The organism is Mycobacterium sp. IS-1496 (genome assembly GCF_001499995.1).
Classification (GTDB): domain Bacteria; phylum Actinomycetota; class Actinomycetes; order Mycobacteriales; family Mycobacteriaceae; genus Mycobacterium.
Genome location: NZ_LQIU01000076.1, coordinates 126,488 through 143,163, shown reverse-complemented (window position 1 = coordinate 143,163; position 16,676 = coordinate 126,488). Strand labels below are relative to the sequence as shown.

General features: G+C 61.4%; 8 protein-coding genes, 1 tRNA gene and 1 pseudogene. 7 read left to right on the top strand and 3 right to left on the bottom strand.

Annotated elements, in window-relative coordinates; genetic code table 11:
• Positions 1–4: 4 nt before the first annotated feature.
• Together AU195_RS24880 and AU195_RS24875 are read right to left on the bottom strand one after the other, a co-directional pair.
• Entirely contained in the window at positions 5–469 is a 465-nt protein-coding gene (locus AU195_RS24880; RefSeq protein WP_011557448.1) for an FHA domain-containing protein FhaB/FipA, read from the bottom strand.
• 143 nt (positions 470–612) lie between these two features.
• A complete protein-coding gene (locus AU195_RS24875) occupies positions 613–2,001 on the bottom strand; it encodes an FHA domain-containing protein (protein WP_059161674.1) in 1,389 nt (462 codons plus the stop codon).
• Positions 2,002–2,232: 231 nt separating this feature from the next.
• Between AU195_RS24875 and AU195_RS24870 the strand changes: the two genes are divergently transcribed.
• The 7 genes from AU195_RS24870 to AU195_RS24845 all read left to right on the top strand — a co-directional run bounded on the left by AU195_RS24870 (position 2,233) and on the right by AU195_RS24845 (position 15,884).
• Positions 2,233–2,315 (top strand) — tRNA-Leu (locus AU195_RS24870).
• Positions 2,316–2,578: 263 nt separating this feature from the next.
• Positions 2,579–4,033 carry a type I restriction-modification system subunit M gene (locus tag AU195_RS24865; RefSeq protein ID WP_059161673.1) on the top strand — a complete coding sequence of 485 codons (1,455 nt, stop codon included), beginning with the start codon at positions 2,579–2,581 and terminating at the stop codon, positions 4,031–4,033.
• The gene (locus tag AU195_RS25550; RefSeq protein ID WP_157531261.1) at positions 4,030–5,205 is read left to right on the top strand and encodes a restriction endonuclease subunit S; all 1,176 of its coding nucleotides are present in this window, start codon (positions 4,030–4,032) and stop codon (positions 5,203–5,205) included. The genes AU195_RS24865 and AU195_RS25550 overlap by 4 nt, the downstream gene beginning before the upstream one ends.
• A gap of 9 nt (positions 5,206–5,214) precedes the next feature.
• Positions 5,215–8,628 (top strand): DEAD/DEAH box helicase family protein, encoded by a 3,414-nt coding sequence (locus tag AU195_RS24855; protein ID WP_059161671.1) that lies wholly within the window; start codon positions 5,215–5,217, stop codon positions 8,626–8,628.
• Positions 8,629–8,669: 41 nt separating this feature from the next.
• Positions 8,670–9,782, top strand: coding sequence for a DUF262 domain-containing protein (locus AU195_RS25545; RefSeq protein WP_082703205.1), 1,113 nt, complete (start codon positions 8,670–8,672; stop codon positions 9,780–9,782).
• Positions 9,766–10,401, top strand: coding sequence for an MAE_28990/MAE_18760 family HEPN-like nuclease (locus AU195_RS24850; protein ID WP_172800716.1), 636 nt, complete (start codon positions 9,766–9,768; stop codon positions 10,399–10,401). The genes AU195_RS25545 and AU195_RS24850 overlap by 17 nt, the downstream gene beginning before the upstream one ends.
• Positions 10,402–10,511: 110 nt before the next feature.
• Positions 10,512–15,884: a sacsin N-terminal ATP-binding-like domain-containing protein gene (locus AU195_RS24845; RefSeq protein ID WP_059161669.1), complete on the top strand. Its 5,373-nt coding sequence runs from the start codon at positions 10,512–10,514 to the stop codon at positions 15,882–15,884.
• On the opposite strand, the pseudogene AU195_RS25540 reads toward AU195_RS24845, so the two are convergent.
• A pseudogene (locus AU195_RS25540) lies at positions 15,857–16,284 on the bottom strand (transposase); the annotation flags it as partial. The gene AU195_RS24845 and the pseudogene AU195_RS25540 sit on opposite strands and share 28 nt — an antisense overlap.
• Positions 16,285–16,676 lie beyond the last annotated feature (392 nt).

The window sequence follows — 16,676 nt, the reverse complement described above, 5'->3', positions numbered from 1 at the left end:
GGCGTCACGGGCGCAGCTCGATCACCGTCTTGCCGATCCGGACCGGCGTGCCCATCGGAACCCTTACCGCAGTCGTCACCTTCGCCCTGTCAAGGTATGTGCCGTTGGTCGATCCTAGGTCCTCGACGTACCACTCCGACCCGCGTGGCGACAGCCGGGCGTGCCGGGTGGACGCGTAGTCGTCGGTGAGCACGAGCGTGGAGTCGTCAGCCCGCCCGATCAGCACCGGCTGCGATCCGAGGGTGATCCGGGTTCCGGTCAGCGCACCCTCGGTGACGACGAGTTGGCGGGCGACGCTGCGCTGCCGGTTGGGCAGCAGTGAGCCGCGCAGCGCCAGGCCGCGGCGCACCATGACCGCACCGGTCGGCGCGTAGATGTCCGTGCGCAGGATGCGCAGCACCGACCAGATGAACAGCCACAGCAGCAGCAGGAAGCCGACACGCGTCAGCTGCAGCACCAACCCCTGCATCTGACGTCCTCTCCGTACTGTTCACCGCACGCCGGTACAACCGTCGGTCGCGCCTGCTGGCAACGTCACGATACTTGGGGGAGCGATCGGGGCGAAGACGAAGCCGACAGCTTGACCTGAACGTGACCGGGCGCGCCGTGTGCTCAGTGCACGCGGACGATGATCTCGGAGTGGCCCAGCCGGATGACGTCGCCGTCGGCGAGCTGCCATTCCTGGACCGGCGCGTTGTTGACGGTGGTGCCGTTGGTGGAGTTCAGATCGGACAGCAGGGCGACCTGACCGTCCCACCGGATCTCCAGGTGACGGCGGGACACCCCGGTGTCCGGCAGGCGGAACTGTGCGTCCTGACCGCGGCCGATGACGTTGGCGCCCTCGCGCAGCTGGTACGTGCGGCCGCTGCCGTCGTCGAGCTGAAGGGTCACCGTGGTGCCGACGGCGCCGGCCGCGTAGTCACCCTGGCCGTAGCCGCCGCCGTACCCGCCGGCGCCCTGGCCGTAGTCGTAGTCGCGCCCGGCGGGCTCGCCGTATCCCGGGTCGCCGTAGCCGCCGCCGGCCGGCTCGGCGTAGCCGCGGCCGTAGTCCTGCCCGTAGTCCTGACGGCCGTAGCCGCCGCCGTAGCCGCCCTGGTCCGGGTAGCCGCCCTGATCGGGGTATCCGGGACGCCCGTAGCCGCCGTCCTCGTGGCGGCCGGGGCCGCCGGGGGAGCGGCCGTAGTCATAGTCCGCGCCGGGTGCGCCGGGTGCGCCGTAGCCGGGCTGGCCGCCGCCGGGGGGCGGGCCGTAGCCGCCCGGACCCTGCCGGTAGCCCTGGTCGTAGCCGCCGCCGGGGGGCGGGCCGTAGCCGCCCGGACCGCGCTGCTCGTAGCCGCCGCCGTAGCCGCCCTGGTCCTGGTACCCGCCGCGGTCGGGGTAGCCACCCTGGTCCGGATACCCGCCGCGGGGCGGGTAACCGCCCTGCTCCGGCGGGTAGGGGGCCCGGGGCTCCTGGCCGCGCGGTTCCTCCTGCGGACGGCCGTAGCCCTCGTCGTAGTACTCGTCGCCGGGCCGTCCCTGTCCCTGGCCGCCGCCGCGGTACGTCGGGTTGTCGCTCATCGGTGGTACTCCTGATTCTGCGGGGAACGCGTGGTCTCGGTGTGCTGGGGCGGGTTCGCCGGTGGTCGAGTCGGGGTTGACCGCACCACGAGCGCGGAACTGTCCAGTGTGCAGATTCGGTGCCTGTTCGAACTTGACGACCACATCACCATACGTTTGCCACCCCTGCTCACGGATGTATCCCTCCAGATGCTTGGCGAAAGTGGTCGCGGTCAGGTCAGGATCAGCGCTTACCTTCTTATGGTCGGGCACACTGAGGGTAATTACGTATTCATTGGGTGCCAAAATGCGGCCGCGGCCGAGGGGGCGGATTCCGGACTCCGCTTCACGGCGGAGGAGCGCCTCGACTTCCTGCGGCACAATCGATCCGCCGAATACGCGGGCGAAGGCGTCGCCGACGGTGGATTCGAGCTTGCGCTCGATGCGGTCCACCAGACCCATGTCACCGCCCGCCTCACTCGTCGTCGTCGCTGCTCACGCAGTCGGACCGCCGCGTGTCGGCTGGTCCGGATTCTTCCTGCATGGTATCTACCCATGTTCCGCCGATGGGACCAACGAAACTCTGAGAATCACATCGGAGCAGGTCAGTGCGCCGTCGATCACATGTCGTCGGAGCATCCGCTGCGGTTTTGGGGCGGCCCGACGCGGGTGATAGGCTCCTGCGGTCGTTACGGGCGAGTGGCGGAATGGCAGACGCGCTGGCTTCAGGTGCCAGTGTCCTTCGGGACGTGGGGGTTCAAGTCCCCCTTCGCCCACAGTGAGGAGTTCGACGAACTCCAGGCGTAAAGGTCACGAACCAGAAATGGGTCGTGACCTTTGTGTTTTGTGGCTACGGCGCGATTGAACTGCCCTGCGGTGGGACCGCGGGATTTCTGGCGCGAAATCCCCCTCGAATCGTCGCGTGAAGCGACCCGTCTCGAACTGCAAAGTCGATCCTCAGCGTTGTTCGCGACTTGTCGGCGGGGTCCTATATACAGTTCCGTTCAGTTCAGAACGAGGAGTTGAGGGGGCTGCCGCCGTGATCACCGGTGAGTTGAAGAGCAAAGTCGACCGAGTCTGGGACGCATTCTGGTCCGGCGGCATCTCCAATCCGCTGGAGGTCATCGAGCAGATCACCTACTTGTTGTTCATCCGGCGGCTGGATGACATGGAGACTCTGGAGGAGCGCAAGGCTCGCCTCGGCGCAGCCGGTGAGCTCCGATTCGCTTCAGACCAGCAGGAGCTCCGGTGGTCGCGCTTGAAGAATGAGGAGCCGGCCATCATGTTCGCGACGGTCGGGGAAAAGGTCTTCCCGTTCCTGCGGACCCTCGGTGGCGACGGCTCAACCTATGGCGAGCACATGAAGGATGCCCGCTTCACGATCCCGACGCCACAGCTGCTCTCTAGAGTGGTCGATCTTCTCGACGAAATTCCCATGAACGACCGCGACACCAATGGAGATCTTTACGAGTACCTGCTGTCGAAGATCGCGAGCGCCGGTGTCAACGGTCAATTCCGCACGCCGCGCCACATCATCAAGCTGATGGTCGACATGATGGCGCCGACGCCGACCGACGAGATTTGCGACCCGGCGTCCGGCACAGCTGGCTTCCTAGTAGCCGCGTCTGAGTTCATTCGCGAGCAGCATCCTGGAGTGCTCACCGATGCGGCGCAACGTAAGCACTTCCACGCCAGCATGTTCCATGGCTTCGACTTCGACAACACCATGCTCCGCATCGCCAGCATGAACATGCTCATGCACGGAATCGAATCGCCGGACATCCGCTACCGGGACTCATTGTCCGAGGGCGCTTCTAATGATGCCGAGAAGTACACGCTAATTCTCGCGAACCCGCCCTTCGCCGGCTCGTTGGACTACGAGGCAACATCCAAGGATCTGCAACGGGTGGTGAAGACCAAGAAGACCGAACTGTTGTTCGTGGCGCTGTTCTTGAAGCTGCTCAAGCCTGGTGGGCGTGCAGCGGTCATCGTGCCCGACGGTGTGCTATTTGGGTCGTCGAAAGCGCATAAGGAACTTCGACGAACTCTAGTCGAGGATCAGAAGCTCGACGGTGTAGTCAAGCTCCCGTCGGGAGTATTCCGTCCGTATGCCGGGGTGTCCACCGCCATCCTGCTGTTCACGAAGACGAACTCCGGTGGTACCGACAACGTCTGGTTCTACGACGTGAAAGCCGATGGGTTTTCGTTGGATGATAAGCGGAACCAGATTGATGCCAACGACTTGCCAGATGCGCTGTCGCGGTGGGGTAAGCGCTCCTCATCGGAGGTTGATCGGGGCCGGACCGAACAGTCGTTTTGCGTACCTGCCGCCGATATTGTCGCGCAGGGCTATGACCTCTCACTGAACCGGTATCAGCAGATTGTTCGCGACGATATCAGGCACCGGGCTCCGCTCGAGATCATCGCCCAAATCGAAGCTCTGGAAGGTGAGATCGCCGCAGGACTGGCGGAGTTGAAGGCTATGCTCGCGTGAGATGGCCGATAGTCGAATTGTCGTCCATTGCTGAGGTAAAGCTAGGGCGTCAACGATCCCCCCAGCATCATGCCGGACCAACTATGCGGAACTACCTCCGCGCTGCAAACGTCGGCTGGTCAGGATTAATCCTCGACGACGTAAAGCAAATGAACTTCACTGACGACGAGATGAAGACCTTCCGCCTCGAACCAGGTGACGTTCTACTTAACGAGGCTTCGGGGTCTGCCAAGGAGGTTGGCAAACCGGCGCTCTGGAATGGTGAAATTGAAGATTGTGCCTTCCAGAACACGCTGCTGCGAGTGCGCTCCTATTCTGAGGCCGATCCGAAGTATCTGCTCCATTTCTTCAGACAGCAGGCCGTCTCCGGCGAGTTTGCTCGGGGCTCGCGTGGTGTTGGCATCCACCATCTGGGACGAGATGCCTTATCCAAGTGGAGGATTCCCCTTCCTCCCTGCGAGGAGCAACGCCGCATCGCGACGATCCTTGATTATGTCGAAACGATGCGCTGCAACTTGAGCGAGGCGGCGGCGGCAGTGGACGAGGCAAGTTCTTCCGCTTCAGCTCGGTTCTTTGAGCAGCAGGACCCGGCGCAGAGATATCCGTTGGAGACGGTTGCCGAACGAGTCGTGGTTGGACACGTTGGACCGACCAGCAAGCACTTCACTCTCGACGGTATCCCATTCCTGCGGACTGGCAATGTCGGTGACGGGTCTATCGTGGAAGACGATCTTCTCCGAATCGATCGCGAATTCCATGCGCGACTTGCGAAGAGCCAACTGCAAGCAGGTGATGTGGTGGTGTCTAGGGTAATCGGCGATCGAATCCGGTCGGCGATAATTCCAGAAAGTCTGGATGGTTCCAACTGTGCAAATATCATCATTATTCGTCCTTCATTACGGATTCGACCGGCCATCATTACCAGCTACCTGAGCCTGCGGGAGACTCAGCATGAGCTCTTGGGGCGCCGCGTAGGTTCAGCGCAGTCAGTGGTGAACACTGGCGTCTTGAAGTCGCTCTTGGTTCCTGTGCCATCGCGCGAGCAGCAGGACGAGTTCTGCCAGGTGTTGGCAGCAATTGGAAAGCTGCGCGCGAAGATTAACATCCAACGACGGCTTCTCGACGAGCTGTTCGCTTCCCTACAATTCCGCGCATTCTCCGGTCAGTTGTGAGGTAGCGAGATGTCCAACTTCGCCTTTTTGCAGTCCGTCGGCTGGCCGGAGATGCACGCCGATTGCACACGGGCGGAGAGTTACGCCACCAATGACGCACGCTCGGCGTGCTTCTACAGCCGCCGCACCGTCGAGGTGCTGGTCGACCACCTGTATGACGTTCTAGCGCTTCCGATTCCGTACAAGAACGACCTGGCCGCCAAGATCAATGATCCAAAGTTTAAGTCCAAGGTAGGCGTCGGGATCGCGACGAAGCTGAACCTGATCCGCAAGCTCGGCAACACCGCCGTGCATGATACGCAGCAGATCCCACCGCGGGCGGCGTTGGATGCGTTGCGTGAGTTGCACCACGTGATGTTGTGGGCGGCATTCCGGTATTCGACTCAGCCGCAGGCAGTTCCGATGAAGGCTGCCTTCGACCCGAAGATCGCCGCCAAGGCCGCGCCGCTGACGCGGCAGGAAGTCGCCCAGCTCGCCGTGAAGTTTGCCGCCCAGGATGAAGCTCATGCAAAGGCGCTGGCGGAGAAGGACGAACTGGCCGCGCAGAAGGACGCCGAGATTGCGGCATTGCGCGAAGCTGTCAAGCAGGCCCAAGCCACCAACCAGCAGACCGACGGCCGAGACTACAACGAGGCCGACACCCGAGATCGGTTCATCGACGTTATGCTCGCCGAAGCCGGTTGGCCCCTGACAGACACCAAGGACCGCGAGTACCCGGTCACCGGCATGCCCAATGGCGACGGCAAGGGGTTCGTCGACTACGTCCTGTGGGGTGCAGACGGTCTCCCGTTGGCGATCGTGGAGGCCAAACGGACGACTAAAAGCCCGCAGGTCGGCCAGCAGCAGGCCAAGCTGTACGCGGACTGCCTGGAGAAGATGACAGGGCGGCGGCCGCTCATCTTCTACACCAACGGTTTCGAGCACTGGATCTGGGATGACACCGGCGGCTACCCTCCGCGGGACATCCAGGGTTTCTACACCCGGGATGAGCTGGAGCTCCTAATCCAACGCCGCGACACCCGCAAGCCGTTGACCGACATGCCGGTCGACTCGGCCATCGTAGAACGGCACTATCAACACCGTGCGATCCGCGCGATCAACGACGCATTCACCGCCAAGGAACGCGAAGCCCTATTGGTGATGGCCACCGGATCGGGGAAGACCCGCACCGTCATCGCGCTGGTGAAGCAGCTGATGGAAGCCAACTGGGTCAAACGGGTCCTGTTCCTGGCCGACCGCACCGCACTGGTCACGCAAGCCGCCAATGCGTTCAAGGCGCACCTTCCCGACGCCACCACTGTGAACCTGGTGACCGAGAAGATCACCGACGGCCGGGTGTACGTATGCACCTACCCAACGATGATGAACCTCATCAACGACACCGACGGTGGCATCAGGAAATTCGGACCCGGCTACTTCGACCTCGTTGTCATCGACGAAGCCCACCGCTCCGTCTATCAGAAATACCGGGCCATCTTCGATTGGTACGACTCGCTGCTGGTTGGTCTGACCGCCACGCCTAAAGACGAAGTGGACCACAACACCTACCGACTGTTCCACCTCGAAGATGGCGTACCCACGGACGCCTACAGCCTCGACGACGCGGTCAAGGAGGGCTTCCTGGTGCCTGCTGTCGGGATCTCCGTCAGCACCAAATTCCTGCGCCAAGGCATCCGCTACGCTGATCTCTCCGAAGAAGAGAAGGACGACTGGGACGCCCTGGACTGGGGCGACGAGGATCCACCTGACGAGGTGAGCTCCGAGGAGATCAACCGGTTCCTGTTCAACGAGGACACCGTCGACAAGGTGCTCGCCGAGCTGATGAGCAAGGGCCACCGTGTAACTGAAGGCGACCGGCTCGGCAAGGCCATCATCTTCGCGAAGAACCAGGCGCACGCCGAGTTCATCGCGCGACGCTTCGACATCCAGTACCCGCAGTACGCCGGAACATTCGCCCGCGTCATCACCCACGGCACTGCCTATGCCCAGTCGCTGATCGACGACTTCTCCGTCACCGACAAGGCCCCGCACATCGCCATATCGGTCGACATGCTCGACACCGGCATCGACGTTCCCGACGTCGTCAACCTCGTCTTTTTCAAGCTTGTTCGGTCCAAGACCAAGTTCTGGCAGATGATCGGCCGCGGGACCCGCCTACGTCCCGACCTCTTCGGCCCCGGCAAGGACAAGCAGAACTTCTACGTCTTCGACTTCTGCGGCAACCTCGAATTTTTCAGCCAGGACCTGCCCGGCTCGGAAGGCTCGTTCCAGAAGTCATTGAACCAGCGGCTGTTCGAAACCCGCCTCGGGCTGATCACCGCTATCGACCACGCCTGGCCGCCCTCGGAGCCAGAACCCGAAGAGGGGCAAGGCACTGAGACCGAACGAGGATTGCGGGTCGATGTTGCGTGGTCGCTCCATCGGGCCGTCACGGGGATGAACGTGGACAACTTCCTGGTGCGACCACACCGTAGGTTGGTCGAGCAATACTCACAATGGTCGGCCTGGACATCGTTGACGCCCGAAGTCGCCGGCGATGTCGCCGAACACCTCGCCGGCCTGCCATCAGCCCATAAGGACGACGACGAGGACGCCAAGCGCTTCGACATGCTCGTTCTACGCCGTCAACTAGCCCAACTTGAAGGCGACGCTGTCGCGGCCGAACGGCTACGCGAACAGATCCAGAACATCGCGACTGGCCTGCTGAGCCAGACCGCGATCCCGTCGGTAAAGGCACAGCAGGTGCTTCTCGAAGAGGTCGGCGGGGACGAGTGGTGGGTCGACGTCACCCTGCCGATGCTTGAATCTGTACGGCGCAAGTTACGCGGGTTGCTCCGGTTCCTGGAGAAGGTGAAACGGAATCAGGTCTATACCGACTTCGCCGACGAACTCAGCGAAGCGACCCTTGTTGATCTGCCAGGGATCACGCCCGGCACCAACTGGGAACGCTTCCAGGCCAAGGCTCGCGCATATCTCAGACAGCACCAGGATCACGTTGCGCTGCAACGGTTACGACGCAACAAGCCCCTGACCCCCGATGACCTCGCTTCGCTGGAGCAGATGCTCATCGAGAGCGGTACGGGAGAGCAAGCCGACATTGATCTGGCCAAAGAGCAGTCGCACGGCCTGGGGTTGTTCGTGCGGTCGCTGATCGGTCTGGACCGCGAGGCAGCCGCCGAAGCCTTCGGCGCGTACTTGGACGGCACGAAGTTCAACGCGGACCAGATCCGCTTCGTGAACCTCATCGTCACCGAACTGACGGCCAACGGCTTCATGGAACCCGTGCGGCTCTACGAGTCGCCTTACATCGACCACGCGCCCACGGGGCCCGACGATGTGTTCGGAGAGGCCGATGTCGACAACATTGTGGCCATTCTGAACAAAGTGAGAGATAACGCGACACCGCGAGACGGGGCAGCCTGATTGAGGCGGTCCGAGACTCAGCAGTCAAGAGGGAGGCGAGCATGCTCAAGCAGGAGATCGACGCGGCGAAGCGCAGCGTAAATACGGATCGGGTGCAGATCACGATAGGTGAGGTAGCGACCATGTACTCGGGGCAGGAGTTGAACATCCTCCCTGAGTTTCAAAGGTTGCATCGTTGGAGCCTCGAAAAGAAATCGAATTTCATCGAGTCGATCTTGATTGGCATTCCTATTCCATCAGTATTCGTTTTCGAAACACACGAGGGCACCTGGGAGTTAGTAGATGGGCTGCAGAGAATCTCCACCATTCTGGAGTTCATGGGGATACTACGAGATGTGGACGACCCGAAGAGCACAAAGCGTAGCGTGTTAACCGAAACGAAGTACTTACCTAGCCTGCAGAACATCGCATGGAGCGCTACTCAAAGCGGTGAGGAAACTCTGGATAAAGCGCTTCAGCTGTTCTTTCGGCGTGCGCGACTAGATTTTGAGATTCTAAAGCATCCGAGTGATCCAAAGACAAAATTTGACCTATTCCAGAGGCTGAACCGAGGGGGTGCATACGCAAATGCCCAAGAAGTCAGGACGTGTTCTATGGTCCTAGGCGACCCTGATTTCACGCAGCAGCTTAGGAGAATTGCAACCGCATCGTCATTCAAAGAGCTGTTCAATGTGACCGAGGATCAACATCAAAGACAAAAAGATCTTGAGTACTTGGTGCGATTGATCGTGCATGCACATGTTGATTACTCCCCTGCAATGGACGTAGAGGAGTATTTAAGCAACGGCATACTCTCGATAATCGAGATGGGAAAGCAAGCGGAAGTCCTCGACACCGCTAGATGGGCTGTCGAGACCCTCCTGCGGGTGGGCGACAACGATGCGTTGATGCCACCAGAGGATCGCGTCGAGGGCATTGGCCGTCGGTTCTCTCTGCGGGCTCTCGAAGTTATCGCGGTCGGGATTTCAAAGAACCGGGTAGCGATTATGAATCACCCCACCCCCGATCAATTTATCGAAGCGCGGATCGCAGACTTCTGGAAGAATCCTGTGGCTGCGGAGCTGAGCAGTGCTGGATTACGTGGAACAGCGCGTATTCAACGTAGCGTGCCCCTTGGAGCTGAATGGTTTAACCCCGATGCCCAAAACAATTGACGACTATTTTGACGAGATCGATGTCGCTCGATCGTTGCGGGTCCGGGAACTATCAGAGATTAAGCGAATGTTCGGCGCCTCCACGTCCGGCGACGATCCGTTAGGTGTCCAATCGAAAGCGCTGGTAGTTCTTAGCTATGCCGCTTGGGAGGGCTTCTTCAATGAGTGTGTGGACGCTTATTGCGATTTCCTGCTGAGCCGCGGAATGAAAGTGGCAGACGTTGGATGGAATTTGATGGTAGGAGTCCTCGAAGCACAGTTTGAATCTCTCCGGGGCAGGAACCATTCCCCCGCAGCGAAGCGGGATTTCACTATCGGCTTGAAGGACGCCTTAGGGTGCGACTTCACAGAGTTCGACCGCAAACCGCTTAAGGCCCGCTCCAACCTCAACTGGGATCGGTTGGCCGAGAGCTTCCTGCTGATGGACTTTGATGTGTCGCCGCTGTTGAGACACAAGAATCGCCTAGAGGTGGAGATCGTCGGTTGGAGACACGGCGTTGCACACGGAAGTGCCCCGAACCTGGGTCAACTCGATGCCAGCGATCACGTTCGTCTCGTGGGGGAGGTGATGGTGCTGGTCGCTGACGCGTTTCAAGCCGCGATGCTCGATCATCTCTAGATCCCGACAGGTACTCGAGGCGCCGATAAGAACGACATACGTCAAGCCGCTCCACCTAAGGTTGAAGCCGCCTTTGCGGCGACACAACCCACGAGATTAGGGGCGTTGAAGTGATCAAGCCTGCCGACTCGCAGACGATCGCTGAGCAGATCAGGGCCCGCACGCTCAAGCGCATTGAGCTCATCGGCCAAGGCGAAGACGTCTGGGATTTCCACGCGACCATCAAATCTCTCAGTGAGAGCACATCCCGGGAGTACGCCGGACGAGCATTGCTGGAACTGGTACAGAACGGTCACGATGCCCTGACCGCTGAGAATCCGGGGCGGGTCCATGTGCTCCTCGACAGCAACCCGCAGCACCCGGCGCTGTACGTCGCCAACGAAGGAGAGCCCTTCACCGAGAAAAACTTCAAAGGCATCGTCGACTTCGGGCTCTCCAGCAAGGTCGCCGGACAGGGCATCGGCAACAAAGGCCTGGGCTTCCGCAGCGTGCTACAACTCACCGACCACCCCGAAGTCTACTCTCGTGACCCCGACGATCCGACCGACCGCCGATTCGCCGGATACAGCTTCCGCTATCCACACCACGAGGAAATCGTCGCGCTCGCGGCCCGAGCGGGCGTACCCGAACAGCGGATGGCTGATGCCTCACCTCTGGATCTGCCCGTTCCCGCGAGTATCGGCGCCGACTTCGAGTTACAGCGTTTCGCCGACGAAGGATTCGCGACGGTTGTTAAGCTCCCGCTGCGCGACTCCGCCGCCGTCAATGCGGCGCGTCAACAGATCAACGCCGTGGAGTCTGCGGAAGCTCCGATCCTGCTATTCCTGGATCGACTTACCGAACTCAGGATCGACATCCTGGATTCGGAAGCCGCCATCTCCGATACGACCAGGCTGACCCGGGTTGAGACCGACGCAACAGTTCCTCCCAACCAGCCGACTGTGCGCGATGTCGACTTAGGCCCTCAGGGCCGCTATCTCCTGCTCCGCGGTCGAGTCGATCTCGCTGACATAAGGGCAGCCATCAGCCACAGCGTCGAGGTGAAGCTGATCGATCCCAAATGGCTCGAGTGGACCAGCACCGAGGAGGCATGGGTCGGCGTCGCCTTGCGGACCGATGAAGACCTGGACGCGGGAACGGTGTACACCTTCTTGCCGACACAGCAGACCGCACCCGTATGTGCGCACATCCAGGCGCCGTTCTTTGCGAACCTGGCGCGCCGCCAGGTCGAGCTCGACGTGCCGCTGAACAACTTTCTCATGACCCGAATCGCGTCTACCTGCATTGAATTCATGCGGATATTGCGCGACAACGCCGAGCAGGCACGGGTTTCCGCACTGTGCGCGGACCTCGTCGCCTGGGATCCCGAGCGATCGAGCCATCTCATCGAAGCCTGCCCAGAGTTTGTAGCGGAAAGCTGCGTTCCGGTCGCTGACGGACGGACCTGGTCGTGCTTCGACGATGCATACATCTGGCCGGCCGACGACGATGATTCGCTGCGGTCGGTGATCACCGCGGCAGTGGTAGCCCGGCAGGGATTCCCGGTGGTTCAACCGACGATCGGCGACATCCGGATCGCGCGACTAGCCGCGCTGCACCTTGACCTACTCGAGACCAGAATGGTTCCGAGCCTCGCGATTATCGCCGACGTCGTCGAGAAGGTCGCCGGTGAGCTTCATAAGAAGAAGGCCTCTGCCCGCCGCTGGACCGACTTTTACGCCGACTTGACATCACTGTTCGACCCAGACACCGCCAGCGAGCTCGCTAGCAAGAAGGTCATCCTCGATCAAAAAGGTAAGCTACGGAAGGCGATGAGCGGGGAGGGCGCGACGACAAAAGCCCCAGTGATCTTCCTGCCTCCCGAACCGGCAGACGACGGCGGAGATCTTGCTCAGGCCACCCGCGTTCCCGCCGCCCTCGCCCGCCGAATTGTCTACGCCCACAGCGATATCGACTGGGCGAAGAGCACAGCCGAATGGTACTCGGCGGCCGACCTACTCACCGAGGCCGGGCTGGTGCACTGCTATGGCACCGATGAACTGTTGGAGATCATCGGTGGCTTCCTGGAATCACGTCCAACACAGGCGGTCCAGAAAGCTGCGCTTGAATACGGCTTCAACCTCTACTCCCAGCTTGCACCGAACCAGCGAAATACGTTGGCGGCTATTCCCTTTACAGTCCCTACTCGTGAGGGCAAGTGGCGGCTGGCCCGGACGGCGGCCTTCTCCGCTGCATGGGACACGCCGGGAGGGATCCTGCTAGAACGGTTGTTGCGTTCGGCGACTGACGAAACCCCTCAATTGCTCGAGTTGGGAACCCAGCTCACCGCCGGTCCGACCGAGTGGCCGCTCCCGGTCGACGAACTCACGGAGTGGAAGAAGTTCCTGGAGTGTATCGGGGTCACCGACGGACTCCCGCTGATCCGAGTCGCGGTTGCGCCGCGTATCGGCGACAGCTTGTGGCCCTCAGGCCTATCACAACTGCTCGGCCTCAATGCCGTTACCAGAGAGGCCTGGACGGCGGAAGTGCGCTGGGACGGTGGCCATAACCCATATACTGAGTACGGTTTCGCAACCGAGCTGAGCCTGCTTCCCGGCGCGGGCGAGATCGAATTGCTCGGCCACGCAGCGAGGCAGACCTTTGCACAGCTGATTGCGCTAGGGCTAGATGCCTGGCCGGACGAGGCACTCAACGTCAAGGTGTATCGACCGGGTAGATCGAGGGACGAGCACAACGTCTACTCCTGGGCCACCCCGGCTGCGGCCTATCTTCGTCGAGCGCCGTGGCTGCCACTCGGACGCCGGCACGACGACGATTCGGAGCACGACTTCGCCACCTGTGCCGAGGCCTGGCTACCCGCCGAGGGGCCGCAACTGCCGGACTTCGTACCCCACATCACCGCCGCATTGCGTGGCCAGCTCGTTAAAACACCGCGTACCCGGGCACGGATCGAAGACCTAGGGGTCCGAGTCTTTGGAACAGAGCGCTACAGCGCAGATATGCTTCGCGACCTGCCGAAGTACCTGGAGGAAGGCCGGGTAAGCCCCTTACGTGTTACCCAGTTCAAGCGTCAGTACCGCCAGGCATGGGATAACCAATTGCGCGGAGAACAAGACTGGCCGTGGGACGAGGACACCGCCCCCGTCGTCGTCGTCATCAAAAACGGGCTCATGGAGTCCGTCGCTCTGGAAGAAGAAGAATCGGACCTACTTGTTCAGGACGAGGCAGACCCCACCAAGCAATCGTTGATCGGGCTCACCGGTCAAGCTGTCCTGCTGGCCGACGCTGCGAAGGGATCACAGATCGCAAGCCTCATGAGGCATCACGGCGTCGAGGTAAAGCTGACATCAGAGATAGCTGTCGACGTCTACGGCGACGAGCAACGAATTATTCCGACTGACGACTACCCACTCCTGGTCGGCGACGACCGGCCCTGGATCGCGACGATCGTGGCAATCGTTGCAGAGTTCAAGTCCGGTTCCTTCGTCCGCCAAACCGACCAGAGCATCAACACGATCCTTCAGCGGCTACGCAAAGTCCGGGTGGTACGCGTGGAATCGACCCGTTTCATCGTCGCAGGCTCCGAGATCGATCCTCCGCTGCACACGAAATGCCTTCCGTTAGAGAGTGAATCGGACCCAACGATCGTCGTCTGGCCCCCCCTGGTGAGCACGTATGACGAGCTTGAACAGTGTGCGCCTGCGATAGCAACCCTCATCCACAATCCAGACCTCGCGGATCACCTCGCTCTGGTATTTACCCGGCTCGGGCAGGTCGAGCCGGAGGGCGACTCCGCGCCCAGTGACACCCAACTCGCAGCGGCCCTGCAGATCAGCATTGAACAAGTGGCCGAGGCCCGGGCAGGATTGCGTGGTTCGGTGGCGGACCTCATCGCGCGCTTGAGAATCGTGGTCAGCTATTTTGCCTCAGACGGCGACCTCGAAGAGTTCGACACCCGAGTGCGGCACGTCACCGATGCTGCCGAGCTCGGAACAGCCCTCGACCCCATAGTTGACGTGCTACCGATTTCGGCGCAAGAACTGATCGAACTGTGCCATAGGAACACATCGCTTTCGGAGCTGCGCGACAGCCTGTCGTTGGATTTCCGAAGGTTCAACGCCGCCATCGTTCATGCCAACCCCACACAGCTTCCGCTGACGCATCCCGACCAACACAGCCGAGCCCTGTCGGACTATGTAGAGCTCCACCGAACCGGAATAGTCGACAGGCTCCGGGAGGCCTATGCGCCCCGGGCGCAATTGGGAGCGGATCTGAGCGAGTACGCGGCCGCGAAGAACTTGGAGGGCCTGTTGCCCGACCCCGACTGGCTGAGTGAGTACGCGATCCCGCCGCGCGAGCTAATCGCGGCGCTTGTCGTAGATTGGCTGGGAACCCACGAGGCCAGCGGTGATCTCACCGCCGTCTGCAAACTAGCGCCAGTTGATGAACTGCGCCGACAAAACCACAACGCACTCGAAGTGCTTCTCGCCGAAACTGAACCGCGGGTCCGGGCGTGGTCCCGGCGCAACGACCGCCGCCTGCCGTCGGCGTGGCAGGCACCAACCCTCGGCGGTCGCGCCGCACTGGAAGCCAGTCAGCTCGCAGACTTCCAGATCCTCACCCAAGAAATTCTTTTCAAGATGATCAGGAACGAGCTCGGCTGGCCCGATGGCATGCCAGCGACTCTGGACTTGAGCCAGCTGGACCTTTCCGAGGATGAGTTATTATCACGCGAAGAGTTCGACAGCGAGGAAAGAGCGCGGCTTCGCTACGAGCGCACTCACATCACTGTCGATGGGCGCGAGATGTCGACGAACCTGCAAGACCTCCGCCAGATCGCCGAGGCCGTGGCGCAGGGGATCACCGAAACGACGCTAGATTATGCAGAGAAGCTGACGCTGAGGGTTGTTCCGTCGAACGCCGCTCACGGCGGCGGCAACCGTCCCGCCAAGGCCGCAGTCGCGGCACCGACAAGCAGGGATTTGAGCGACGAGCAACGGGTGGCTATCGGGTTGGCTGGCGAGGCGGCAGTGAAGCTGTGGCTCGAGCGCCGCTACCCGAAAGTCGAATGGGTCTCCGGTTACCGCAACATCATTCAGGGCGGTGACGTAGGCTCTGATTCCTACGGATTTGACTTTCAGGTAGAAACGCAATCGCGCCAGAAGCGGTACTTCGAAGTGAAGGCGTTCAGCGGTGACATCAGCGGTGCAGCCGAATTCATGCTGGGTGAGACGGAAGTCCGTGCTGCACAACAACATGGAAACCGGTACGAGCTGCTTCTGGTGAGCGAGGCCCGGGATAGTGACCGGCGCCGAATTCTTCGGGTACCCAACCCGCTCTCAACTGCCGGGCGAGGCAAGTACTCCCTCATAGGTAAAGGTCTTCGGTACAGCTGCCAATTCGACTATTCGCGGGGAGGCGCCGAGGAGTTGTCAATACCTGCGGATGGAGTGTTTCAGGCGACCTCCGTTCCGGTATGCTGACCGCCGTCCGAGGCCGGCTGCGATGGTGGGATGTCGGTGGGGCGGTCAAGCAGTTTGCCTTTGTGGAAGCCCGCGCCGGGGCGGGACCAGAGCGACCAGGTGTGGGCCCGTTGACGGACCGCCAACGGGCCACTGTGCGGCGTCGATGAGCTTGATCGTGAAACCAGCAGCGGTGCTCTTGGTGGCCGGGAACACCTCCCGGACCGCCTTTCAGAACCCCAGGGCGCCCCGTCACCGACAGCCAACACCGGGGCGGTCATGACACGGCGTTTGCAGCCGCGCAGCAGATCGGCGCACGACTGGCTGGACTCCCGATAGCCGTCGGTGATCGCACCATTTCTTTGCGGCCATCAGCACGCACTCGGATCATCGCCTACAAGCACAGCTTTGTCGGCTGCAGCGCCTATCGTGACCGGCACGGCCAGAGGTCAACGCCCGATTACTGACGGCGGTGCAGAAGGCCGGCGAGGGCACGGCAGGTTAGAGGAGGGTCCACATGAACAATTCCGAGGCGATCGCGGCGGTCGCGGCCGAGCGTGGGCTGGCACCGCACCGCTACAGGGCCCGCCAGGCGCCGGCTGGATCGATGCACGACGGTCTCTGGTACGTCAGCGAACGCGATGCCAGGGACATGCCCGTCGACGACTGTGTGTGGATTGTGCTCCCAGACGGTTGTGTCACGCGCGGGATTCCCGTCGGTAACCCGATCAACCCACCGACACCACCAGAGAGCCTCCGTGTTCACCCGTGAACTGGCACCGGGAGGGACAGCCAGTCTCCTGTAGATGCCCG